At 68.9% G+C, this 23095-nt stretch carries 20 protein-coding genes; 9 read left to right on the top strand and 11 right to left on the bottom strand.

The annotated features are described in order from the left end of the window. The first annotated feature begins 100 nt into the window (after positions 1–100). From KME78_RS03540 to KME78_RS03530, 3 genes are read left to right on the top strand one after another with little or no spacing between them, the layout of a single operon-like run. Positions 101–1465: an extracellular solute-binding protein gene (locus KME78_RS03540; protein WP_219527285.1), complete on the top strand. Its 1365-nt coding sequence runs from the start codon at positions 101–103 to the stop codon at positions 1463–1465. Beyond that, positions 1462–2391, top strand: a complete 930-nt coding sequence (locus tag KME78_RS03535) for a carbohydrate ABC transporter permease (RefSeq protein WP_219527284.1) — start codon at positions 1462–1464, stop codon at positions 2389–2391. The genes KME78_RS03540 and KME78_RS03535 overlap by 4 nt, the downstream gene beginning before the upstream one ends. Beyond that, positions 2391–3212, top strand: a complete 822-nt coding sequence (locus KME78_RS03530) for a carbohydrate ABC transporter permease (protein ID WP_219527283.1) — start codon at positions 2391–2393, stop codon at positions 3210–3212. Before KME78_RS03535 ends, KME78_RS03530 begins: the two co-directional genes overlap by 1 nt. On the opposite strand, the gene KME78_RS03525 is transcribed toward KME78_RS03530, so the two are convergent. Together KME78_RS03525 and KME78_RS03520 are read right to left on the bottom strand one after the other, a co-directional pair. Further along, entirely contained in the window at positions 3198–3698 is a 501-nt protein-coding gene (locus KME78_RS03525; RefSeq protein ID WP_219527282.1) for an NUDIX domain-containing protein, read from the bottom strand. The two genes, KME78_RS03530 and KME78_RS03525, sit on opposite strands and share 15 nt — an antisense overlap. Before the next feature lie 366 nt (positions 3699–4064). Next, complete coding sequence (locus KME78_RS03520; protein WP_308126796.1) at positions 4065–5561, bottom strand: serine/threonine-protein kinase; 1497 nt, start codon at positions 5559–5561, stop codon at positions 4065–4067. A gap of 614 nt (positions 5562–6175) precedes the next feature. On the opposite strand from KME78_RS03520, the gene KME78_RS03515 reads away from it, so the two are divergent. Then, entirely contained in the window at positions 6176–7117 is a 942-nt protein-coding gene (locus KME78_RS03515; protein WP_219527281.1) for an ankyrin repeat domain-containing protein, read from the top strand. Between the two features lie 146 nt (positions 7118–7263). Here KME78_RS03515 and KME78_RS03510 read toward each other — a convergent pair whose 3' ends face one another. Together KME78_RS03510 and KME78_RS03505 are read right to left on the bottom strand one after the other, a co-directional pair. Next, positions 7264–7698, bottom strand: a complete 435-nt coding sequence (locus KME78_RS03510) for a DUF5980 family protein (RefSeq protein ID WP_219527280.1) — start codon at positions 7696–7698, stop codon at positions 7264–7266. A gap of 658 nt (positions 7699–8356) precedes the next feature. After that, the gene (locus KME78_RS03505; protein WP_246650375.1) at positions 8357–9565 is read right to left on the bottom strand and encodes a Vgb family protein; all 1209 of its coding nucleotides are present in this window, start codon (positions 9563–9565) and stop codon (positions 8357–8359) included. On the opposite strand from KME78_RS03505, the gene KME78_RS03500 reads away from it, so the two are divergent. After that, a complete protein-coding gene (locus tag KME78_RS03500) occupies positions 9564–10301 on the top strand; it encodes a MerR family transcriptional regulator (protein ID WP_246650427.1) in 738 nt (245 codons plus the stop codon). The genes KME78_RS03505 and KME78_RS03500 overlap by 2 nt on opposite strands. Before the next feature lie 236 nt (positions 10302–10537). After that, positions 10538–11002: a recombinase family protein gene (locus KME78_RS03495; RefSeq protein WP_219527278.1), complete on the top strand. Its 465-nt coding sequence runs from the start codon at positions 10538–10540 to the stop codon at positions 11000–11002. 357 nt (positions 11003–11359) lie between these two features. On the opposite strand, the gene KME78_RS03490 is transcribed toward KME78_RS03495, so the two are convergent. From KME78_RS03490 to KME78_RS03480, 3 genes are all read right to left on the bottom strand, one after another. After that, complete coding sequence (locus KME78_RS03490) at positions 11360–12232, bottom strand: NmrA/HSCARG family protein (protein ID WP_219527277.1); 873 nt, start codon at positions 12230–12232, stop codon at positions 11360–11362. A gap of 235 nt (positions 12233–12467) precedes the next feature. Next, positions 12468–12629: a hypothetical protein gene (locus KME78_RS03485; protein ID WP_219527276.1), complete on the bottom strand. Its 162-nt coding sequence runs from the start codon at positions 12627–12629 to the stop codon at positions 12468–12470. 50 nt (positions 12630–12679) lie between these two features. Continuing rightward, complete coding sequence (locus tag KME78_RS03480; protein ID WP_246650374.1) at positions 12680–13891, bottom strand: cytochrome P450; 1212 nt, start codon at positions 13889–13891, stop codon at positions 12680–12682. A gap of 315 nt (positions 13892–14206) precedes the next feature. On the opposite strand from KME78_RS03480, the gene KME78_RS03475 reads away from it, so the two are divergent. Together KME78_RS03475 and KME78_RS03470 are read left to right on the top strand one after the other, a co-directional pair. Beyond that, the gene (locus KME78_RS03475) at positions 14207–16225 is read left to right on the top strand and encodes a hypothetical protein (RefSeq protein WP_219527275.1); all 2019 of its coding nucleotides are present in this window, start codon (positions 14207–14209) and stop codon (positions 16223–16225) included. Positions 16226–16245: 20 nt separating this feature from the next. Then, complete coding sequence (locus KME78_RS03470; RefSeq protein WP_308126795.1) at positions 16246–16779, top strand: HAD domain-containing protein; 534 nt, start codon at positions 16246–16248, stop codon at positions 16777–16779. Between the two features lie 40 nt (positions 16780–16819). Here the strand turns inward: KME78_RS03470 and KME78_RS03465 are convergent, their stop codons facing one another. From KME78_RS03465 to KME78_RS03450, 4 genes are all read right to left on the bottom strand, one after another. Then, on the bottom strand, positions 16820–18376 hold the full coding sequence (locus tag KME78_RS03465) for an ABC transporter permease subunit (RefSeq protein ID WP_219527274.1): 1557 nt from the start codon (positions 18374–18376) through the stop codon (positions 16820–16822). Next, the gene (locus tag KME78_RS03460; protein WP_219527273.1) at positions 18373–19302 is read right to left on the bottom strand and encodes an ATP-binding cassette domain-containing protein; all 930 of its coding nucleotides are present in this window, start codon (positions 19300–19302) and stop codon (positions 18373–18375) included. Before KME78_RS03460 ends, KME78_RS03465 begins: the two co-directional genes overlap by 4 nt. Positions 19303–19407: 105 nt before the next feature. Further along, positions 19408–20061 carry a response regulator transcription factor gene (locus KME78_RS03455; RefSeq protein ID WP_219527272.1) on the bottom strand — a complete coding sequence of 218 codons (654 nt, stop codon included), beginning with the start codon at positions 20059–20061 and terminating at the stop codon, positions 19408–19410. Continuing rightward, entirely contained in the window at positions 20058–22199 is a 2142-nt protein-coding gene (locus KME78_RS03450; protein ID WP_308126794.1) for a sensor histidine kinase, read from the bottom strand. Before KME78_RS03450 ends, KME78_RS03455 begins: the two co-directional genes overlap by 4 nt. A 182-nt stretch (positions 22200–22381) precedes the next feature. On the opposite strand from KME78_RS03450, the gene KME78_RS03445 reads away from it, so the two are divergent. Further along, positions 22382–23005, top strand: a complete 624-nt coding sequence (locus KME78_RS03445; RefSeq protein WP_219527270.1) for a hypothetical protein — start codon at positions 22382–22384, stop codon at positions 23003–23005. Positions 23006–23095 lie beyond the last annotated feature (90 nt).

Below are 23095 nucleotides of genomic sequence, written 5' to 3'. Positions count from 1 at the left end.
GGTGTCTTCGGGGCTTCCATCGTTGACTTAATAAATCAAAAAGATTTACCGTCTCGTCAACCCAGTTAACGCGTTCGGGGATCGGCGAGATAGGAGTCCGATGAGACGAGCGATGGTGGCCTCGATCCTGACAGTCGCGGTAGCAGCTACAGCGTGTGGTGCGGACACGCAAGACAAGAGCAGCAGTGGGGCCAAGGAGATCGAGGTCCTCTACAAGGTGGAACCCTCCTGGCCGCACCTGGAGAAGATGCTCAAACAAGCCAAGACGCAGTACGAGACCGCGCACAAGGGCGTGACGATCAAGCTCACCGCGGTCCAGGGCAACAACGAGGTCTACTACACCAAGCTCGCCCTGCTGAACCGCTCGGCCGAATCGGCTCCGGACGTGTACCTCCACGACACGTTCCAGGTCAACGCCGACGTCGCCGCCGGCAAGCTGGCCCCGCTCGACGACTACCTGAAGACCTGGCCCGACTGGGCCACCCAGTACCCCGACTCGGTCAAGCAGGCCGCCAAGGGCCCCGACGGCAAGATCTACGGCGTCCCGATCAGCACCGACACCCGAGGGCTCTGGTACAACAAGGACATCTTCGCCAAGGCCGGCATCCAGACCCCGTGGCAGCCCAAGACCTGGGCGGACGTGCTGACCGCGGCCCGCGCCATCAAGCAGAAAGTCCCCGGCGTCGTCCCCTTCAGCATGTACTCCACCAAGCCGCACGGCGAGGCCGCCACCATGCAGGGCTTCGAGATGCTGCTCTACGGCACCCCCGGCGGCACCCTCTATGACGACACTCAGAAGAAGTGGGTCGCCTCCGGCAAGGGTTTCACCGACTCGCTCGGCTTCATCAACACGATCTACCGCGAGAACCTCGGCCCCAAGCAGGCCGACGCGTTCAACCCCAAGCTGGGGGAGAAGATCGGGCAGGACTGGTTCCCCAACGGCAAGCTCGGCATCGACCTCGACGGAGCCTGGATGGCGGCCGCCTGGAAGCCGACCAGCACCAAACCGTGGCCGCAGTGGACCGAGAAGATGGGCTGGACCCCCATGCCGACCCAGAACGGCGAGGCACCCGGCGCGGTCAGCATGTCAGGCGGCTGGGTCATGGCGATGAGCTCGTACGCCAAGGACAAGAAGGACGCCTGGGACTTCATCTCCATAGCGACCAACAAGGAGAACACGCTGGTGTACTCCGTCGGCACGGGTGACCTCGCCCCCCGCAAGGACGTGGCCGCCGACCCGAAGTACTCCGCTGACAACCCGAGCGTGAAGTTCTGGACCGACCTCGCCTCGGTCACCCACTACCGCCCGGCGTACGAGGTCTATCCGAAGGTCTCGGCCGAGGTGCAGAAGGTCATGGAGGCGATGACGACCGGCTCCAAGGCGCCGGACGCGGCGGCCAAGGACTACGCCGCCGCGCTGCCCGGCGTCGTCGGCGGCCCCGACAAGGTGATCTCCGGCCCATGACCGTCACCTCCGTGACGCCGCCACGGCTGGCCGGCTCCCCCGGGAAGGGGGAGCCGGGCCGGCGGGCCCGCCGTACGCTGCGCTGGCTGCTGCCGCTCGGGCCGGCCCTGATCCTGTTCGTGATCTTCATGGTCGGGCCCATCCTGTGGAGCGTCTACATCGCCTTCACCAACGAGACGCTGACCGGCGCCGCGTCGGTGAACTCGCAGTTCATCGGCATGGGCAACTTCGTCAAGATGTTCGGCGACGAGGACTTCCGCAACTCGCTCCTGCTGACCTTCGTCTTCGTGATCGGCTCGGCCGTCATCGGGCAGAACACCCTCGGCCTGATCATCGCGCTGCTCCAGCGGGGACGGGGGAGGGTGGTCAGGAGCGTGGTCAACGGTGTCGTCATCGCGGCCTGGGTGGTGCCCGAGGTGGTCGCGGCGGCGTGCTGGTACTCGTTCCTGGCCGAGGAGGGCACGCTCAACGAGGCGCTCGACGCCCTCGGCCTCTCTCAGGACTGGCTGTTCACCGCGCCGATGATCGCGATCATCCTGGCCAACGTGTGGCGCGGCACCGCGTTCTCCATGCTCGTCTACTCGGCCGCGCTCTCGGACGTACCGGGGGAGCTGCTGGAGGCGGCGGCGGTGGACGGGGCGAGCACCTGGCGGCGGCTGGTGCACATCACCCTGCCGCTGATCCGCCGCTCGATCCTGTCGAACCTCATGCTGATCACGCTGCAGACCCTGGCCAGCTTCGGCCTGATCTACGCCCTCACCGGCGGTGGTCCGGGCACGGCCAGCCAGACCACCCCGCTCTACATGTACGAGCAGGCGTTCCGCTACTTCGAGATCGGCTACGGCAGTGCGATGGCCCTGGTGATGCTGGCCATCGGCGCGGCGTTCTCCCTCGTGTACCTGCGATTGATCAAGGTGGACACCTGATGACGCGCCTGGCCGCCCGTGGCGCGGCACTCGTCTCGCTCGCGGTGATCGCGCTGGCCTTCCTCGGCCCGTTCCTGTGGGTGATCCTCGCCTCGCTGCAACCCGACGCCAACCTCGCCGCGCAGCCGACCTTCAAGTTCTCGCTCAAGAACTTCAGCGCGGTGCTCACCTGGGAGACCATCTACCACCCGATCATCAACTCGATCCTCATCTCCGGCAGCACCGCGATCCTCACCGTGATCGTCGCCGGGCTCGCCGCCTACCCGCTCTCCCGTTACACCCTGCGTTTCAAACGGCATTTCATGCTGACGCTGTTGTTCACCACGGGCCTGCCGGTGACGGCGATCATGGTGCCGGTCTACTCGATGTTCTTCCGGTTCAACCTGTACGGGTCGGTGCCGGCCATGGTGTTGTTCCTGGCCGCCAGTTCGCTGCCGTTCTCCATCTGGATGATGAAGAACTTCATGGACGGCGTGCCGGTGAGCCTGGAGGAGTCGGCCTGGGTCGACGGGGCCGGTTGGGTGCAGTCGCTGCTGAGGATCGTCGGGCCGTTGATGGCACCCGGGGTGGCCGTCGTCGCCATCTTCGTCTTCGTCGGCCAGTGGGGGAACTTCTTCGCCCCGTTCGTCCTGCTCGACACGCCGGAGAAGCAGCCGGCGGCGGTGACCGTCTACACCTTCTTCTCGCAGTACGGGCAGGTCGCCTACGGTGAGCTGGCCGCCTTCTCGATCATCTACACGGCCCCGGCCGTGGTCCTCTACGTCGCCGTGAACAAGTACCTCGCCGGTTCCTTCAGTTTCGCCGGCTCAGTGAAAGGCTGAGCGCTGTTCCCAGTACGCGGAGACGACCCCGGTGTGCAGCGAGAATGCCAGCTCCCGCGGGCCGTCTATGACCAGCCACTCCATGGTCTCGGCCGTCGGCACGACCGGCGGCAGGGCGGCCGAGATGGTCCGTGGCGCCAGGCCGAAGACCAGCAGCGTGCCGTCAGGAGCGCTGTGCGCGTCGAACAGCCGGACCCGATCCGCGTCGACGACGACGGCCGTCTCCTCGTACAGCTCCCTGGCGGCGGCCTGCTGCCAGCTCTCGCCCACGTCGATGAACCCGCCGGGCAGGGCGAGCTCGCCCCGGTGCGGCTCGATGCCGCGGCGGACCACCAGCAGGCCGTCGTCCACCGGCAACAGCAGCACCGCGACCGGCAGCGGGTTGAGGTAGGCGGTGTTGCCGCAGCCGGCGCAGGCCCGCGGCCACGCCTGGCCGGGTGCGAACGCCTGGCCGCAGAAGGAGCAGTGCGAGTTCTTCGTCACCATGGGGTGAGACTAGTGCGGTTCGTCACGCGACGGTCCGTGGTGGCCGGGGTGCCGCCCTCAAAGGGCCTCCGCTTCGCTCCGGGCGTTCTTTCTCCCACCCGGTACCCGATTCGGTGGTTGGCCGTTTGACGCCCACCCGCCCACAACGGCCCTCCGCTTCGCTCCGGACGCTCTCCCAGGCGGGCTGACGCCCGCCCTCTGAAGGACCTCGCTCCGCTCGGACCGCCTTCCAAGAACGCTTCGCCCGGTCGGCTGGTTGGAGCGCGGTCGGACCTCGGCGGCAACTGATCGAACATAAGTTCGTCGACCAAGGCGGAAACGGTCTCTCCCCGGCACCGAGGCTGTAAGTCGTCGTGAGGAAGAAGGCTAGCGATGCCGATCGAGGGACTTGGCCACGAGTTTCGCCGTGCGGTCGGCGGTCGTGAAGCCCGGCTGCCGGCCCGTGTGGTAGATGATCACCCAGACGTTCGACACGCGGAACGAGATCTGGGTCCGGTAGATCGTTCCCACGATGGATTCGCCCCGGGTGTAACTGAACGCCTCGTCCCCGACGGCCGGGCCCTTGCGGACCTTGGTCCCCGGGTTGCGCTTCGGTTCCTCCTTCATGGTCTTGACCGTGTACTGCTGGGAGATGCGCGCGGTCGAGACATCCGCCAGGCGGTTCGCCGTGACGCTCACGAACGCGCCGTTGTCGGGTCTGGTCCACATGCAGGCGGCAGCGGTCTGGAATGAGCGCTTCACCGTACCGCCGAGCAACGAGCGCGCCTGGGCGTTGGTCAGCAGGCCGCACGCCTCGAAGTCGCGCGCGAACAGCGCCCGGGTGCCTCCCGTCGAGCGGGACGTCGGGGCCGGGGTGGGGGTGTCGCCGATCGTTTCGCTGAACGTGAACGTGGTGTTGAGGTTCGGCAGGACCCGCACCAAGACCACCACCCCTGCGGCCAGGGCCAGCACGACCGCCAGCCCGGCGCCCAGGAGGATGAGGGGCAGGCGGCTGCGCTTGCGCACAGGGCCGGTCTGGGTCCGCTCCCGGTGCAGGGCCGGGTCGGTGCTGGGGGCGCCCTGGGCGATGCCGTTCAGCCAGTCGGCCGCTTGGCCGGGGGCGCAGCGCCGTACCGGATCCTTCTCCAGGATCGCGGCGAGCACGGGGCCGAGCGGCCCGGCCAGCCGGGCGGGGGCGGGCTCCTGCATCAGGACGGCCGCCATCACGGCGGCCGCGTTGGCGCGGGCGAACGGCGGGCCGCCCTCCACCGCCGTGAACAGCGTGGCGCCGAGCGACCACAGGTCGGAGAGGGGGCCGTCCGGTTCGCCGCGCAGGCGTTCGGGGGCGATGTAGCCGGGCGAGCCGGTGAGCAGGCCGGTCTGGGTGAGCGCGGCGTCCCCGGCGACGGTCGCGATCCCGAAGTCGGTCAGCAGCACCCGCCCGTCATCGGTGAGCATGACGTTGGCGGGTTTGACGTCCCGGTGCAGTACGCCCATCGCGTGCGCGGCCCCGAGCGCGTCGAGCATCCGCAGGCCGATCCAGGCGACCTGCTGCGTCGGCAGCGGGCCGTCGTCGCGGACGACCCGGTCGAGGGAACGGCCGTGGACCAGCTCCATGACGATCCACGGCCGGCCGCCGTCGAGGACCACGTCGTGCACGGTGACGATCGACGGGTGGGAACGCAGCCGCGCGGCGGCTCGGGCCTCGCGCAGTGTGCGTTCGGCCAAGGCGGTCCGGGACGCGTCGTCGAGATCCGGTGGCAGCCGGACCTCCTTGATGGCCACCTCTTGCCGGAGCAGCTCGTCCATCGCCCGCCAGACGATGCCCATGCCGCCCTGGCCGAGTGGGGACAGTAACCGGTAACGGTCCGCGAGCAGCGTCACCGGACCGCCACGTCCAGACGTGTTCTCGGTCCCGGGGTCGCCCACTGCTTCCTCCGATATCGGGGCCTATACGGACAGGAGTGATATTAGGGGCCGGGGGTGCCGCGTGGGCTGCTTACTGAGGTGCCACCCTCAAAGGCCCTCCGCTTCGCTCCGGACGATCTCCCAGGCGGGCTGACGCCCGCCCCCTGAAGGACCTCGCTCCGCTCGGACCGCCTTCCAAGAACGCTTCGCCTGGTCGGCTGGTTGGAGCGCACTGATCTCGGCGGCAACTCATCGAAACCGGCTTCAACTCGGCTTGTATCCCGAGAGTTCGCCTTGTTGCCTGCAACACCGCGCACGGGGAAGCCCGAGCCCGGACGTGGCTACGCACCCGCTACCGGCGTCTATGCCTTTCCCTTGCATTTCGGGCGCGGCTGACTGGTCAACCCCGTGCCGGAGATCCGAAAGCGCATCTGAGCCGTCACGATCCATCCGGCGCACGGACCGCTCGCACTGCGCCTGCGCCGTTGGCAGACCCACCGGCCAGGACTAATGCGTTCCCTGAGGAGATTTGTCTGTCGCGCACGCCATTATGGCGGACATCCGTCTCGTACGAACCCTAAGGAGTGATCATGATGGCCACCGGCGGCGCAGACTGGTTCGGCACCGGCTGGGACGACTGGGCGGATGCCCACCTGATACGCGCGCGCCTCGACGCCGGCGCGGATCCGAACGCGGGTGTGCACTACCACGGACGGCCGTTACATGCCGCAGCCGAGCTCGGCTCACCCGAGGTGATACCGGAGTTGGCCGCTCGCGTTGACGACGTCGACGCCGAGCACCAGGGCCACACCGCACTCTGGAGAGCCGTCTTCGCCAACCGCCCCGACAACGCCCTCGCCCTGCTCGCCGCCGGTGCCGACCCGTGGCGTCCAATGATGTCCGGCTGGACGCCCGGAAGGCTCAGCCTGGCCAGTCCCACCCCCGACCTGTTCCCCCTCCCGCCAGACCGGCCCACCTTGTCCGCCACCGAGACCGCGGCTGTTGCGGAGGCCAGACGCCTGATCGACGCGCTGGGCGAACTCGAGTACGAGGGGCTGGGCCTGGTCTGCGTCGCCGGGATCGGCATGGCCGAAGCCGTACGACGGCTGGAGGCCGAACAGGCCTACGAGGATGGCGACGAGGATCTGAGCATGGACTCCCGCACCACCGTCGGCATCACCGAAGTGCCCGGCGGATGCGTCGTCAGCCAGCAATGGGGCGCCCTCCCGTGCAGCAACCGAGTCCTTGAGCGCCTGTCGGCCGGCACCGTCTGCTACGCGCTTTACGCCAACCCCAGGAGCGGCAACCAGGGGAGCATTGCCCGCGACGGCGTTGTCGAGAAACGGGACACCCACCCTGGTGGCGGCACTGTCTCCCCCGACGCCTCCGCCGAGGAGATCCTCACCACCTACCTCTACCACCGCCAGGCCGTGGCCTACTGCTGCGCCGCCGCAGGCCTGCGCATGACCAGCGGCCGGGCGATCACCGGTCTGCCCGACGACTGGATGCGAATCCCCGCACACCTGAGCTGAGGAACAGGGCTGGGGCCTCCCACGTGTTCTTGTGGCTCGCGGCCGCCGCGCGATCTTGGTTGCCTGTACAAGCTCCAAATGATCACGCGGTGGCCGTCGCCAGGTGACCCCGATCCCTCAAGACCGCGAAGCGTCACTGGAGCTAGCTAGTAGCAGTTCTGCTTCACGTTGATCGTGACGGGGGTGGTTTGGGTTTCTGTCCCGTCCGAGGCCGTCAGCAGCGGGGTGTACACGCCGGCGGGGAGCGGCGCGATCGATATCTGGACGAAGCCGTTTATCGTCGTCGCCCCGTTGTCGGGGTTGGGGTAATTGGAGCCGGGTGCGATCGCCGTGCCGCCCGCGCTGGTCGAACCGGGGGGCAGGTTCCGCAGCCCGATCTGGACGGTCGTCGACCAGCTTCCGACGACTGCGGCCACGAAGTACGTGCTGGGGTGGCCGCTGCTCGGCGTGACGCACATTCGCTGCTTTAAGTCGCGTAACTCCCAGGTCGCCGCTGTGGCCGCTGTGGTGCTGGACAGTGCGAGTGCCAGTCCAGCTGTCGCGCCGAGTGCCAGCCTGGCGGCACGGTGGATGGTTTTCACGGTTGCCTCCTTGGTGCTTGCGCTTCGGACATTTGCTAACTTCAATTATTGATCGTTTAAGGATCTACGGGAAGTCTTTCTGGGATCTACGATGGCGTTTCGCAGGTCAACGATCTACGAGTCAAGATTTCCGCAATCTCAAATTGCAGAATGAGCCAGTCCGAGCTGGACCAAATAGCCGATCCAAGGTCGCGTGACGTACAGCCGGCCGAGGTTGCGTTACTGTGCCTTCTCGCGTGTGCGGCGATGTTCAGGCCGGAAGAGGCCGGCACCGCATGGTGGCGATCATGACCGCGAGAAATAAACTCGCCCAGCTTGACGACCTCGGGGCCACGGTTCCCCCATCCACCTGGGGGTGTCGCACTTCTCCCACGCCGTCAGTTGCACCATCGCCGAGGAGAGTCCGTGATCACGACGTTCCAAGATCGAATACAGTGTGGCTGACCCTGTGAGCGCTGGATGTGCGGCTGACGTCGACTGAACCCGCCAGTGGCGCGCGATCGCCTGCCGTCGCAGCCAGGCCGTCGGCAACCTGGTGCTCTACCGCCGGGTGCACCTGCTGGGCGACACCGAACGTGTGCGACTGCTGCGCTGGCGGGGTCAGGCTCGTGCGAGCGCCTGACCGGCACGGCCGTCCACGGTAGCCGGCGTTCCGGCCTCATGGGCATCCGGTGTGGCCGTGGCGGGCGTGGTGCGGGGCGCGAAGGCGGCCGATCTTGTCACTGGCGCCTTCGGCGAACCAGACGGTCGTGCCGCCGGCCGCGGTGATGCCGAGGGGATCGCTGCCGGGGGTGGGCACTGCGAACTCGGCGATCTTCCCAGTTGGCGTGATCCGTCCGATGCAGTTGGCGGCGCGCTCGGTGAACCACAGGTCTCCGCCCGTGCCCGGGGCGATGTCGAGAGGGAGGCGGCCCTCGGTGAGCTGGAACTCGGTGATCCGGCCGCCCGGCGTGATGCGGCCGATCCGGTCGACGGCGCGCTCGGTGAACCACAGGTTTCCGTCCGGGCCGGTGACGATGCGGTGCGGGCTGCTCTTCGGTGCCGGAAGCGTGAACTCGGTGATCCGCCCGGTCAGGGTGATGCGGCCGATCCGGTTGCCGCCCGGATCGGTGAACCACATCGCGCCGTCCGGGCCTGCCGTAATGGCGTGCGGCGAGCTGCCAGAGGTGAGCATCGGAAACTCGGTGACCTCGCCGGAAGCGGTGATACGCCCGATCTTGCCGCCGGCCCCTTCGGTGAACCACAGGTTTCCGTCCGGGCCGGTGGCGATGCCCTCTGGGCGGCTGTCGGGGGCGGGGATCGGGAATTCGGTGATGTCGCCGGTGCCGGTGATCCGGCCGATCTTGTTGCCGAGGAATTCGGTGAACCACATGGCGCCGTCCGGGCCGGCGGTCACGTCGAGTGGAGCTCCGTCCGGCGTCGGGATCGGGAACTCGGTGACCTTGCCGTCGTTGCGGATGCGGCCGATCCGGTTGCCGGTCAGTTCGGTGAACCATACGGTGCAGCCCGGGCCGGCAGTGATGAATGTCGGGCCGGAGCTGGGCGTGACGGGAAACTCGGTGACGTTCGGGGTGTGCTGCGTCCCGGCGTGTGCCGGACCAGTGAAGGCGGTGGACATCGCGACGCCGACGCCGACCATGGCCCTGCGGGTTCGCCCACCGGAAGTTCTGAAACGCATGATCGCTTTCTCCGTTTCGAAGGTGATCGGGGAGGCCGTTGCGGATTGGCCGCGCACCGGCCCGCCCAGAGGATCCGCGAGGGATGCTGCTGCTTGACGTCGCGTCAGGTGCAAGCAGGAGAAATCGGCGACGTTCGGGCTTGCGTCTGACGTCGCGTCAGGTAATACCGTCGATCCGGTGATCCCCATGGATGAGCGATGCTGGAAGATCGGCGACCTTGCCGCGGCGACGGGTCTCACTGTCCGTGCCCTGCACCATTTCGACCGGATCGGGCTGTTGGTGCCGACGTTGCGTACGCCGGCCGGGCACCGGGTGTACACCGACGACGACGTCCGCCGGCTTTACCGGATCCTCGCGTTGCGCCAGCTCGGCATGCCGCTGGCCCAGATCGCCGAGTCGCTCGACGGCGACCTCGATGGCCTCGGCTCGGCGGTACGTGCCCAGCTCGCCTGGATCGAGCGAACCATCGAGGCGCAGCGCCACCTGCGTATCCGGCTCACGGCTCTGCTTCAGGCCATCCTGCGGGCCACCGAGCCGTCGATCGACCAACTCATCGAAGCCATGGAGGCAATGGTGCAGGCGAACGACTTCACGCCCGAGCAACTGGCGCAGGCGAAACAGCGACACCTGGAGCTCGGATTCCCCGACAGGTTCGCCGAATGGCAACGGCAGGGCACGGAGATCGTCGCCGAGCTCCAGACGCACATCGAGGGCGGAACGGATCCGGCCGATCCCGCAGTACAGCAGTTGGCCCGGCGATGGACCGCAGTGATGCGGGACCTGGCGGGCGGAGAACCGGCCATGATGTCGTCGATCTACGCCCGGATCGAACGGAAAGGGCCCGAGGCCGCGACCCGCGGCGTACTGACCGTGCAGGTCTGGAATTACCTCGGGCGAGCATTCGCGATCGGTTTCGGCGCCTGACGGCCCCTTCGAGGGATTGAGAACAACGGGAGTGAGAACGATGTGCCGTCAGACGTCCTCCGGGTCGGCCGCGTCTTGATGGCCACCTCGGGCTGTTGCCGGAGGGAGTTGTGCAGGGTGCAGTGCGCGGTCACCGCCTGCAGGGTGGCTCGCCGCCCCTCGGGCAGACCGGGTGGCTCGGGGCGGCGAGTTCGACCAGATGTAAGTGCATCCGTCTCTCTTCGCTGTAGGCAGCCATGAACGCCTGGTTCCCGTCTGGTGATCGGGCGTTCTACGACACGCTGAAGGTCACCCGGCTGGACCGGCTGTCGCGCTCAGTCCTGCACTTGGTCACCCTCGGGGCGGACCTGCGCGAACGCAAGGTGGGACTGCATGTGATCGAGCAGGGCATCGACACCGACACGATGGAGGGCCGCGCGATGTTCGGCATGCTGTCGGTCCTGGCCGAGCTGCAGCGCGAGCTGATCGTGGCCAACACGATGGACGGCCTGGCCTCCGCCCGCGCCCGCGGCCGGGTCGGCGGACGCCAGCCCAAGCTCACCGCCGACCAGGCCGCCCTCGCCCAGCAGCTGTATGACACGCGGGACAAGACCGTCCAGCAGATCGCGGACTTGTTCGGGGTGCCGCGCTCGACGGTGTACGGGCATCTGAAGGGCGACACCGTACCCCGCCAGCCGAAGAAGACCCTGGACAGGACGTAGTCGAGCGGGGGTGGTGTTTTGTTTGTCGTGGCCGGCCTACCGACCCGGGCTGTGGACGCCTCGTAAGCCTTGGCCTTGGCGGCCAGTTCCTCCAGCACCTTTCAGCCGGGTACAGGTGATGGACCGCATCGGCCTGGCCACCGCCCTACTCGACGAGAGCGAACTTGAACGGGCCGCCGCCGGTTGAAGCTCCTGTGTGAACCCGCCTTGATCCTTAAAAGGCTGGGTGTCGGTGTTCAGGATGAGTTGACGGATTCCGCGTTGTGGCCAGCGGAACCCGTCCTTCCCGACCTGTCAGTCCGGGGCCATGCCCCGCCCCGCCCCGTCCCGTCCCGTCCCGTCCCGGTGCAGGCTGATCTAGCCCGCTAGGATTTTGTCCCAGTCCACCGTCTTGGCCCACTCGGCGTAGCTGTGCCAGCGCACGGCGGGGTACCGGGCGTGCAGAGTCTTGATGTCAAGGAAATCGGTGTTGTTCTCGAAGTTCTCGAACATCGTGGCCACCTCCTCGCCGGCCCACTGCCGCACCATGTCCAGCGGCATCTGCTGGTAGGGGATCTCCCGGCCGAGCACCTCGCTCAGAATCCGGGCTGCCTCCTGTCCAGTAACGCGATCGGAGGCGATGTCGATCCGCTCGCCGACGAGCTCGTCGGGGTTCTCGATGGCATGTACGGCCATGCCGGCAATGTCCAGAACGCTCACCTGGTCGAGCGGCTTGCCGGGCGTCAGCGGATTGGCGAGCATGCCATCACCGAGTCGGCTGAAGCCGAGGTTGAGCACGTTCTCCATGAAGTACACCGGGCCGAGCACCGTCGCGCGCACCGCCCGCTCGCGCAGGTAGGTCTCGATGAGCTGCTTGCTGTCGGCGTGGTCGACGTTGGTGGCCACCAGCCGGTCACCGCCCCGCACAGAGGAGTACACCAGGTGGACGTCAAGGCGAGCGGCGGTATCGACGAGCAGGCGTCCCTGCGCGACCTCCTCATCCTTGCCGCCCTCGCCGAACGGCACCGACAGGCCGAAAACCGCGTCAGCGCCCGTGCAGGCCTGCTGGAGCGCGTCGGGATCGGCGAGGTCGCCAATGGCGAGTCGCGCTCCCTGGGTTAACAGCGCCTTCGCGGCTGGCGACTCCCCCGAGCGTACGTACGCCACCACCTCGTGACCGCGTTCCAGAAGCAGGTCGGCGACCGCGCCGCCCTGATTGCCGGTGGCGCCTATGACGACGGCTTTGGTCATGACAACATCTCCATGGTTGGGAGGAAATTGAATCCAGGACATGCGGGCGCGTTCCGACCGGCCCATCCGGCCGCGCCGCCCGCCGTCAGCGATTCTGGGTCCTCAACCACAGTTGAGGTCAAGCGCCGGGCAGCCTGAACGTTGTCTTGAACCCCAAGAGCGTTCGTCGCTCATAGCGGATCACCTGACTGTTGACCCTCAGCGCCCGGCCCTGGCCCGAGGTCGAACTGTTTGCTCATGTCGAGCGTACGTCCCGGTTGTCCTCGAAATCGGACGCGTATATCTTCATCGCCCGGGCCCGCCAGCCCGCCACGACCTTCTCCGATACCCCCTCGAACAACGCGGCCGGCAGACCGACCGCCTTGACCCGCTCCAGCTTGACGATGTCGGCCAGCAAGCCTGACCCCTGAGGACCGCGCGCTGGAAAGGCGTCCTGCCGCAGCGATCTCAGCCGGCTTTGACCAGCAGTCGCAGTGGCCGGTAGACGAACCCGTCGCTCCACACAACGGTCGACAGGTCCTCCTGCGCGCGCAGGCCTGGCAGGCGCGTCACCAGGGCGTGAAACGCCTCCTGCAGTTCCATCCTGGCCAGGTTCGCGCCCAGGCAGTAATGAGGGCCGTGACCGAACGCCAAGTGCGGGGTGGACTGGGCGCCGGTGAGCCTGTGCACGTCGAACCGCAGCGGGTCCTGGAACGCCGACGGGTCGTGGTCGGCGGCCCAGAGGTTGGGCAGCACGACCGTGTCGGCCGGGATGGTCCCGCCGGACAGCTCGACGTCCTCGGTGATCCGCCGGAGCATGCCGTTGCTGCCGGGTGCCTCGTGGCGCAGGATCTCCTCGACCGCCGGTTCCACAAGCTCCGGATGCTCGGCGAGCTCGGCGTACTGGTCGCGGTGGCACAGCAGGCGGAACGTGCCCCGGACGATCATCGCGGCAGTGGTCTCGTGTCCGGCCAGGATGAGCGTGAACACCATGTTGGTCAGCTCGTCCTCGGTGAGCCTGTCTCCTTCGTCGCGTGCCGCGATGAGGAGGTCGATGAGATCGTCGCCAGGCTCGGTCCGGTGGTGCTCGATCAGCTCCTGTGCGTAGGCCATGAACGCGGCGAGTCCCTCGGCCCTCGCCTCGGCGCTCGCCTGCGAGGTGGACAGGAACATCTCGGTCCAGCCGCGGACCTGGTCGAAGCGGTCCATCGGCACGCCGAGCATCTCGCAGATCACCCGCGCGGGCAGGGGCAGAGCGAAGTCCGTGACCATGTCGAACGTGTCGCCGGCCGCGTCGATCAGCTCGCCGGCGATGGTCGCGGCGCGGGGCCGCCAGCGTTCGATGTGCCTGGGTGTGAACGTGCCGTGCATGATGCGGCGGTAGCGGGTGTGCTCCGGTGGATCCTGGTTCATCAACGCCGCCGGGTCGTCGTCCAGGAACGGGCCGCGGACCATCCTGGGCAGGCCGGGCTCCCGAAGGTTGCGGCTGCAGGCCGATGAGGTGAGGATGCTGCGGACATCCGCGTACCGGACGATCATGGGGACCCGGTCGCCGCTCGGCAGCGTGGCCGACTCCATGGGCGCCTCGGCGTACCGGCGTGCCAGGTCGGGTGAGGGGGTGCCGTGTGGTCCGGGAGGAAGGTCTGGGTAGGTCGATGTGGTGCTGGACTGTTCTGTCAAAGCCGCCTCCGGGCGTTGCCGTCGTCCAACATGCTCGCCGGGAACGTACGCAATAGGCCGCCGACGGTCAAGACCGCATGCACATGTCGAGATCGACGGTGACAGGCCGGGCTGTCAGGAGCAGCGCGAGCGTCTGGAAGTGACGCCGGACAGCGGCGCAGGCGCAGTCTCGGTGCGCAAGTCGCGCAGCAGAGCGTGGAGCCGGTGTCGCTCGGCCGGGGTCTCGTCGAGGTGTTCGCTGTTCGCCCCGGACGCTCTGCCCGAGGGGATCGAGGCTGAATGATCATCTACACCCACGGCGTCCGCGTACTGAAGTTGGACGAGCGGCGCGTGCGCCTGCGCGTGTTCCTGGCCGACTACGATCCGGGGAACCTCCTTCCTGAGGGGCCGAGCTTCTTCTTCGGGGTACTGTGGCAGGCCGCCGACGGCGAGGCGGGACGGCGGCGCGGCCCGCTCAACGGTCTCGTCCCGCTTGAAGACACCCTCGACCCGGACTGGGTCGAAGCGAACGCGGGCCGTTTCATTGAGAGCGTGGAAAGGATCGCTGCCCGGAACCTCCCCGCCGGCGATGAGCTCGCAGGCTTCTACGAAACCCACTACACGGAACTCGATCGGCGTCTCCACCGATGGCATGAACGATGGGAGCACGAGGACCAACTCGTCCAAGCCGACTACGACGTCGTCGTCACCGACGCGCGCTGGCTGGAGCCGCTCCCCGAGGGCCAGGGAATGGGCACCGGCTTCGCCTCATGGGGCTGGACGGTAGCGGGCGGTCAGTTGGTGCGTCGCGGCCTGATCCTCAAGGACCGGGGCGACCGGGAAGGGGCGGCTCACGCGTTCCGGCGCGCGAGCGCCGTTGACGACCCCGAGGCCACGGTGCGGGCGCTCCTGGCCCTCGACGATCTCGACATCGATCTCGACGCCCTGAACTTCGACGACCAGGTCGCCCACGAGGCGAGGGCGGCCTTGGAGCTCTGCGTCCGGCTCTCCAGGGAGGGCCGGGCCGCGGACGCACGGGCCGCGTTCCTGATCGTGCACGCGTTCGGGATGCCCGAGTTCATGGGCGAGGCTCGCGAGCGCGCGGGCATGGTCTCTCCCGCCGAGCGCGCGCATCGGCTCATGAGCGAAGGTGACCGCTTCGGGGCGCTGAACGAGCTCAGGCGCGCGTACGACGGCGGGGACGAGGTGATCGATTTCGCTGTGGCCCTTCTCGACGGCGACTTCGAGACCGCGGACGCGACAGGCCCCGGCGGCGCCCTCGATCACACCCGGATGGCTCTGATCGCCGCCGACCTGGCGTTCGTCCATGGCCGCGAGGGCGACGACGACACTGTGGCCGCCCTGCTGAAGTTGCGTGTGACGGCCGAGCTCGGGCCGACGATGTGGCGGTACGCGCTCGAAAGCGGGAACGCCTACCCGGAGGAGGTCGCCGCCGCCATCGGTGAGCGCCTGATGCGGACGATGGTGGCGATGCACTTGCCCGAGGATGTGCGGCACATCGCGGAAACGGCCGGTGCCCGCTTCCCAGGGCTGGCGGCGGCTGCCTACGCCGAGCTCGGTGATCACTACGCGGTATTCGGCGAACCCGAGGACGAGGCCGTGGCCTGGGCCCTCGCCTCCTTCTGGACGAGCGTCGACGAGCTCGGCGGGACAGAACCGGCCGCACAGGCGCTCGTCACCCTGGCCCGGATTCTGGACGAGACCGGCGATCCGGTGGTCGCGGAGGCGGCACGGAAGGCGGCGACCGAGAAGGCCGGTCCGGAGCTTGCCGTCGGGGACTCGTACGCGGCCTTCGCCCACGCGCGTCTCCTCCACCGAGCCGGACATGGACATAGGGCACGATCCCTGCTCCTAGAGATCGCCGAAGAGGACGACCGGGGCGCGGCCGAGGCAATGATGTTTCTCGGGAATCATGCGCAGAGCGTCGACGATACGGAAACGGCCCGGGAATGGTGGCTGCGCGCGGCGGCGAGCGGCCAGCCGGCAATCGTCCATCGGGCAGCGATGCAGCTCGGTTATCTGGCCAAGATCACCCGCGATCTCTCCGATGCGCTGCGCTGGTACGGGCCGGTCATCGAATCTGATGACGAGAATGCCGCGCTTGCAGCGGCACACCTGGGCGAGCTCTGTTATTGGCTCGGAGATGAAGAAGAGTCCCTTCGGTGGTATGACCTCACCTTGAGTGAAACGGACGACCCTGAGTTGGTCGCCGAGGCCGCCTTCCGGGTGGGGGAGATGCGAGGCGACCGCGCCGCGCTTCGACGCGCGGCCGACTCCGGTCACGCCGGTTTCGCCGAGCAGGCCGGGGCGCTTCTCGGCGAGCTGGAGCAATAGAAGTCCGTTATCGTGCAGCCGTGACCGGTCCCACTCAGCGCCCCTTGCTTTTCCTCGATGTCGACGGGCCACTCATTCCCTTCGGCGCTGCTCCGGGGCGATATCCGGACGGAAACCCAGGGGTCGGCTCGAATCCACTGCTGGCCAGGATCAATCCGATGCATGGGCCCCGCCTGATGGCGTTGTCGTGCGATCTGGTCTGGGCCACGACTTGGATGGAGGATGCCAACGAGTGCATCGCACCGCTGCTCGGCCTGCCGCAGTTGCCGGTGGTGACCTGGCCGGAGCCGTCCGACATCGATGAACAGGACGAGCGGAAAGGGATGCACTGGAAAACCCGCGCTCTCGTCGGCTGGGCAGCGGGGCGCTCATTCGCCTGGGTCGACGATGAAATCACCGACATCGATCGCAAGTGGGTATGTGCGCACCACTCGGCACCTTCCCTGCTCCATTGCGTCGACCCCAGGCAGGGCCTCGGCGACCCCGACTACGCCGCTCTGCACGAGTGGTTACACAGGATCGGGGGAACTCCGTCGTCGCTTGACGCTCGGTGAAACTGCCCAGTCGCGAGGGCGCACGCGACACGCCGAAGGGTCAAGCGTCTTTCTGACGTACCCGGACGATGGCCAGGCCGAGGGCGAGTGCCGCGTACCCGCCCAGTACGGCGAGCCCGGCCCACGGCGCCAGCGGAAAATACCCCATCTGCGGCGCGTAGTAGGCGAGCACCTGCGGATACTCCTGCACACTCTGCTGAATGGCGAACCCGGCAGCCGGAGTCACCCGCAGCAGCCACTGCGACACCCCCAGCGGCAGAGAGGAGACCGTGGCCAGGAGGTACGGCAGCAGGACGGACGCGACGGCGACGGTGATCGCCGCGGCGCTGCGGCGGAACAACGCGCCCAGCCCCATGGCGAACACGGCGGCGGCGGCGAGCAGCGCCGCGGTGCCGACGATCACCCGCAGTTCGGTGAGCGGACTCACCGGCAGGGGGTAGGTGCCGTTGGCGCGCAGGATCCGCGTGCAGATCGGCACCGTCACGGCGGCGCTGACCAGCCCGGCGGTGAAGGTGACCAGGCCGATCACGGTGGCCTTGGCGGCCAGCACCCGGCCGCGCCGCGGGCTGGCGAGCAGGCTGGTGCCGATCAGGCCCCGCCGGTATTCGGCGGTGATGAACAGTACCGCCACCACCATCACCGCGATCAGCCCGGCCAGCGCGCCGATGAGGGTGCGCTCGATGGACCGGCCGTCGCTGATGGGCGCGATGTCGCCGGTCCCGCTCACGGTGAGCGTGCCGCCGGACTCGACGAGCCCGTTCGCGCGATGGTAGCGCTCCCAGTCGGTCTTTCCGTCGGCTCCCACGTCGTCTCGGCTCCACGCGCCACGGGGTACGTCGCCCTGCACGCTGACCTGGTCGAAGACGGCGGTGGTCTGGGTGAAGCGCAGTTGGGTGCTGCTCCCGCCGAGCGACCCCTGCTCCACCGTCAGGTCGCCCGGCGAGTTGGCGAACAGCCCGATGCGTACGGTGTCCGGCAGCCCGGTCAGGTCAGCCGTGCCGACCTTGGTCCACTGCTTGCCGTCGGCCGATTCGTAGCCGGTGAGGAGGTCGCCGGAGCGGGTCAATCGCAGCCAGCGCGGGAACGTCGACGAGCCCCCACCTGTGTCGTGGGTGAAGTTGTGCTGCATCCGCACCCCGTGGCTGCCAGTGACCATGACGGCCGCGTACGCCGATCCCTGCTTGGTGCTCTGCTTGATGATCAGTCCGGCCTTCGCCCACGGCACGAGTCCGGGGACGATCTGATCGTGGTTGGGCGGAGGGTAGGTGATGATGCCGGACATGGAGGTCAGGCGGGCGGTGATGCTGCCGTCGCCGGTCAGTGGCCGGTTGACGAAATAGAGCCGGTCCCGCACCGCTTCGCCGTCAGGTCCCAGCGGCGGGATGGGGCAGGCGACCTCGATCGGACCCTCGCTGCACGAGGAATGGCTGGCCGCCGAGAAGCCCAGCCCGAGCAGTACCGTGGCCAGTGCCGCGGCCGTCATCGTGAGCACCCACCCGCGGACCGTCCGGAACTTGGTCCATTCGGCGCGCAGAAGTTGCGCGAACCCGTCGCGACCGGCCCGCAGGCCGGACCGGTATATGGTGCCGGTGGTCATCGCGTGACCTCCTGCTCGGTGGCGCGGAAGTCGACCGTGTCGCGGGTCAGATCCATGTACGCCTCCTCCAGCGTGGCGCGGTGCGCGCTGACCTCGGAGAAGGGCACCGCGTCCCGGGTGAGCAGGGCCACGATGTGTTCGGCCGCCAGACCGGTCACGGTCAGGGTGTCGCGGTCGGTGGCGGCCACGGTGGCGCCGGCGTGGGCCAGCGCGCTCATCGCCTCCGAGCGGGCGGTGGTACGCAGGCTGACCCGGCCGGTGGAGGCGGTGGCGATCAGCTCGGCCACGCTGGTGTCGGCGATCACCCGGCCGCGGCCCACCACCACGAGATGGCCGGCGGTGTCCTCGAGCTCGCTCATCAGATGGCTGGAGACCAGCACGGCGCGCCCCTCGGCGGCCAGCGACCGGAGCAGCCCGCGCATCCACACGATGCCCTCGGGATCCAGGCCGTTGACCGGCTCGTCCAACATCAGCACCGGCGGGTCACCGAGCAGCGCCGCGGCGATGCCGAGCCGCTGCCGCATCCCCAAGGAGAAGCCACCCGCCCGGCGCCGGGCCGCCGAGCCGAGCCCGACCTGCTCGATCACCTCGTCGACGCGTCCGGCGCCCAGCCCCTGGGAGTGGGCCAGCCACAGCAGGTGGTTGCGGGCGGTACGGCTGGGCTGCAGGGCCGAGGCGTCCAGCAGCGCGCCGACGTGATGCAGCGGGTTGCGCAGGCCGGTGTACGGCCGCCCGCCCACCAGCGCGGTGCCCTCGTCGGCCTTGTCCAGGCCGAGGATCACGCGCATCGTGGTGGACTTGCCCGCCCCGTTGGGGCCGACGAAACCGGTGACCTGTCCCGGCTCCACGGTGAAGGACATCCCGTCCAGCGCCATGGTCTGACCGAACCGCTTACGCAGCCCGGCGACCTCAATGGTTGCTTCCATGCAAGGCACAGTAGGCAGCGGCGCGCCACCGGTCGTCACGCCGACGAGCCATCTTCACCGTCGCTGACCTGAGGGACCCACCGTCCCTCACGCGAGGGATGCCGGTCACTGGCCCAGGCCGGCCTCGCGGGCCTGGATGATGGCCTGGGAACGGTCGGCGACCTGCAACTTGGTGAAGACGTTGGACACGTTGTTGCGTACCGTCTTCGGCGACAGCGACAGGCGCTCGGCGATCGCCCGGTTGGACAGGCCGGCCGCGATGAGCTCGAGTATCTCCCGCTCCCGCGCCGTGAGCTGGGGGAACGGCTCCTCGCGGACCGGCCGGGCCGCGGCCAGCCTGGCGAAGTAGCGCGTCACCCGGCCCGCGAGCGCCGGCCCGAAGATCACTTCGCCGCTGGCCACGGCCGTGATCGCCCGCAGGATCTCGGCCTGGTCGGCGCCCTTGAGCAGGTAGCCCCGGGCGCCCGCGAGCATGGCGGCGAACACGCTCTCGTCATCCTCGTGCATCGTCAGCACCAGCACGTGCGTCTGCGGGCAGGCCGCGACGATCCGCTCGGTGGCCCGTACGCCGTCCAGCCGGGGCATCCGCAGGTCCATCACGACGACCTGCGGACTGAGCTCGATGGCCTTCGCGACCGCCTCCTCCCCGTCTGCGGCGGTATCCACCACTTCGGCCTGGCCGGTGGAGTCGAGCATCATGCGCAGGCCGTTCCGGTACACCGGATGGTCGTCGGCGAGCAGCACGTGCGGCGGCGTCATGAAGCGGTCACCGCCTCGGCGGGCAGAACGGCATGAACCCGGGTCCCGCCGCCGTGCCGGGCGCCAACCGCGCACCGGCCGCCCAGCTCCTCCGCGCGCTCGCGCATGCCGACCAGGCCCACCCCGACGAGCGCGCCCTGGCGGACGCCGCGCCCGTCGTCCGTCACCTCGACCTCCAGCGTGCTCCCGGCCACGGCGACGCGCACATGGCAGTTGGCCGCGCCGGAGTGCCGGGCGACGTTCGTCAGAGCCTCGCAGACGATCCGGTACGCCGCCACCTCGGTCGCGGCCGGCAGCCCCGCGAGGTTCCCCTCCGCGTCCACCCGCACGGCGAGCCCGCCGTCCCGGAACCGGTCGGCCGCCTGCCGCAGCGCGCCGGCCAGGCCGAACTGGTCCAGGGCCGGCGGATGCAGGTCGTGCACCAGCCGGCGTACGTCGCCGAGCATTGTGGCCAGGTCCGTCCTGACCTGGTCCAGCGCCTCCCGGGCGGCGGCGGTGTCGCGGGCCGCCAGATTGTGCGCCGCCTCCACCTTCAGCGCGGCGGCGGCCAGCGTGGGTCCCAGCCCGTCGTGCAGGTCCCTGCGCAACCTGCGGCGTTCTTCGGCCACGCCGGTGACCAGGCGTTCGCGGCTGTGCTGGAGCTCCTCGGTCAGAGCGGTCGCCCGTACGGCGGCGGCTGCCTGGCGTACCACGTCCGCCAGCAACCGCTGGTCCGACGCGGTCGGCCGCGCGCCCGCGCGCGGCACCAGAGCGAACCGGCCGATCAGCGCCTCGCGGTAGGAGAACGGCAGCACGACCACGTCCTCCCTGGGTGTACCGTGCTCCACCACGACGGTCCGGCCGTCCGCGCGGTCCAGCTCGACTCGTACGTACGGTGAACGGAACGCCGCCGCCACGGCGGTGGCGGCCTCGAGCAGCAGTTCTTCGGGCCGTACGGATTCCTCGAGCCGCCGGGCCAGGACCGAGACCACGTCGTACGGCTCGGCCCGTCCCGCCAACACCCGGTTCACCCACTGCCGGACCCGTTCCCGCAGCGGCGCGTAGACCATCCCCACCACGACCGCCGCCAGGACCGCCGCGATCGGCTCGTCGATGAGCGCCCCCATGCCCACGAAGACGGGTACGTCGATCGCGACGACGGCCACCGCCAGCCCGCCGTACAGCATGGTCCAGCCGAGCACCGGATCGATGTCGTAGAGCCGGTACCGGCTCACCGCGATCAGGACGGCCGCGGCGAGCGACAGCAGCGAGACGACGAAGGACAGGTCCTGCGGTATTCCGTCCACGACGGCGGGGACCAGGATGAGGATCATGTTCAGCGCCGCCGCCAGCAGCATCCAGCGGAGCTGCGCCCGCCGCGCGCCGGTGGAACCCCTGAACCGCCAGGCGAAGGCCGCCACCGGCACCAGAAGGCTCACCACCAGCAGAACCGGCGCCAAGGCCAGCGCGGAGCGCCAGAACTCATCCGGAACCGGCGGCAGCGGCAGATCGAGCCCCGGCCACTCGTCGTTCCCCAACTCGATCCGCCACGGGACGGTCAAGAACGTCAGGACGGCCAGCCCCGTGGCCCCGAGCGAGAGCCACGCGGCCCACCGCCAGCGCGGCGACGGCAGCCGCCCGTCGGGGAAGAACAGCAGGATGAGCAGGGGGAGCAGGTTCAGCAGCGGGCCCAGCCGCGCCCCGGCGTAGAACGCGGCCGCGGTGAGGGGCAGCGTGCCGTCGTGGCGGGTCAGCGACAGCACCGCGTACGCGCCGGCCAGGCCGTTGAGGGCGGCCACGGCGCCGCCGCCGATCAACAGCCAGGTCATGAGGTGGCGTGGCAGCCGTACCGCCAGCGCGGCTCCCGCGATCGCGAGGGCGGCGCCGGGCACGGTCGAGGACCACACGGCCCAGTCCAGCGGCCCCGGCCGGGTCACCGTCCCCGTCACCACATCGAGCCAGGTGGCGGCACCGCACGCCACAACACACAGCGCGGCCAGCGCCGTCGCCGCCGCCGCGATCCGCCGGTCCGCGGCGTTACGCGCGGCATCGTTCGCGGTGCCGTTCGCGGTGTTGGGCGCGCCACCGTTCGCGGCGGAAGCGCGCTCCTGCGTGGGTGGGGCGGGGTCGGTGGGGCCGGCGGGGGAGGGATCGGGCACGCCGCCAGCGTGCCACACGACGCGTCCCACCTTCACGGGGGCGGTGTCCCTTCCCGCCAGGGACATTTGGCCCGGTCACAAAGGGCGAAACCGGGACTGTCCCGCGTGGCCCTGCTCCCTGGACGCCCGGGACAGGCGGCCGCGATCGTGGCTCCACCGACACCCCAACGGAGGAACGAACGATGTCCAGTCACGTAGTGCCCAGCAACGTCAACCCCAACGAGCCCGTGACCGACCGGCGCACCGTGAACCCGGCTCGCATCCAGCTCTCCGGGCTGTTCCTGGCCGTCGGGGCCACGGCCTGGGCGGCCGGCACCGTCATCGTGGGAGACAAGATCCAGGAGGGCGTACAGACACTCGACACCATCACCGGGATGCTGTTCGTCACGGGAGTCTTCGCCTATGTCTGGACAGTGCTGTCCACGCGCGGTGCCGGTGACGGGTGGACCCGGGTGATCCCGGCGGGGCTGCTCGTGCTGCTGCCCGGCGCGTTCCTGTTCAACGCGCTGTCCTTCGGCTACGTCGGCAGCTACGACGACTTCCCGCTGCCGCTGATGATCCTGGACGCCTGCTGGCCGCTCAGCCAGCTCGTCCTGCTGGCCCTGGGCATCACCATCGCGGTCAAGGGCCGCTACCAGGGCGCGTTCCGCTGGCTGCCGCTGCTCGCGGGGATGTGGTTCCCGGTGGCCATGGTGGCTCAGGTCTTCGGCGGCTCCACCGCGTCGGTGTACGTCAGCGCCGCGTGGCTCCTCGGCACACACGCCCATCTGGGCGTACGGCTCGCCGCCCGCCCCACCAAGCTGTGACGAAGGCACTGAGCGGCTGAGCTTGAGCTGTGGGAAACCGCAGCCAGATCCGGGTACGCGCTTCATTCCGGCGCCCGAACCCCCGGACCT

It is taken from the genome of Nonomuraea guangzhouensis (genome assembly GCF_019396345.1).
Classification (GTDB): Bacteria; Actinomycetota; Actinomycetes; order Streptosporangiales; family Streptosporangiaceae; genus Nonomuraea; species Nonomuraea guangzhouensis.
Note: the sequence above shows the minus strand (reverse complement) of the source record. Positions and strands in the feature narration are given on the sequence as shown.

Coding starts and splice junctions, on each gene's coding strand:
- KME78_RS03495 (WP_219527278.1), top strand. CDS start 10,538: ATGAACGCCTGGTTCCCGTCTGGTGATCGGGCGTTCTACGACACGCTG.
- KME78_RS03530 (WP_219527283.1), top strand. CDS start 2,391: ATGACGCGCCTGGCCGCCCGTGGCGCGGCACTCGTCTCGCTCGCGGTG.
- KME78_RS03540 (WP_219527285.1), top strand. CDS start 101: ATGAGACGAGCGATGGTGGCCTCGATCCTGACAGTCGCGGTAGCAGCT.
- KME78_RS03505 (WP_246650375.1), bottom strand. CDS start 9,565: ATGGGGATCACCGGATCGACGGTATTACCTGACGCGACGTCAGACGCA.
- KME78_RS03535 (WP_219527284.1), top strand. CDS start 1,462: ATGACCGTCACCTCCGTGACGCCGCCACGGCTGGCCGGCTCCCCCGGG.
- KME78_RS03515 (WP_219527281.1), top strand. CDS start 6,176: ATGATGGCCACCGGCGGCGCAGACTGGTTCGGCACCGGCTGGGACGAC.
- KME78_RS03525 (WP_219527282.1), bottom strand. CDS start 3,698: ATGGTGACGAAGAACTCGCACTGCTCCTTCTGCGGCCAGGCGTTCGCA.
- KME78_RS03500 (WP_246650427.1), top strand. CDS start 9,564: ATGGATGAGCGATGCTGGAAGATCGGCGACCTTGCCGCGGCGACGGGT.
- KME78_RS03460 (WP_219527273.1), bottom strand. CDS start 19,302: ATGGAAGCAACCATTGAGGTCGCCGGGCTGCGTAAGCGGTTCGGTCAG.
- KME78_RS03455 (WP_219527272.1), bottom strand. CDS start 20,061: ATGACGCCGCCGCACGTGCTGCTCGCCGACGACCATCCGGTGTACCGG.
- KME78_RS03490 (WP_219527277.1), bottom strand. CDS start 12,232: ATGACCAAAGCCGTCGTCATAGGCGCCACCGGCAATCAGGGCGGCGCG.
- KME78_RS03465 (WP_219527274.1), bottom strand. CDS start 18,376: ATGACCACCGGCACCATATACCGGTCCGGCCTGCGGGCCGGTCGCGAC.
- KME78_RS03445 (WP_219527270.1), top strand. CDS start 22,382: ATGTCCAGTCACGTAGTGCCCAGCAACGTCAACCCCAACGAGCCCGTG.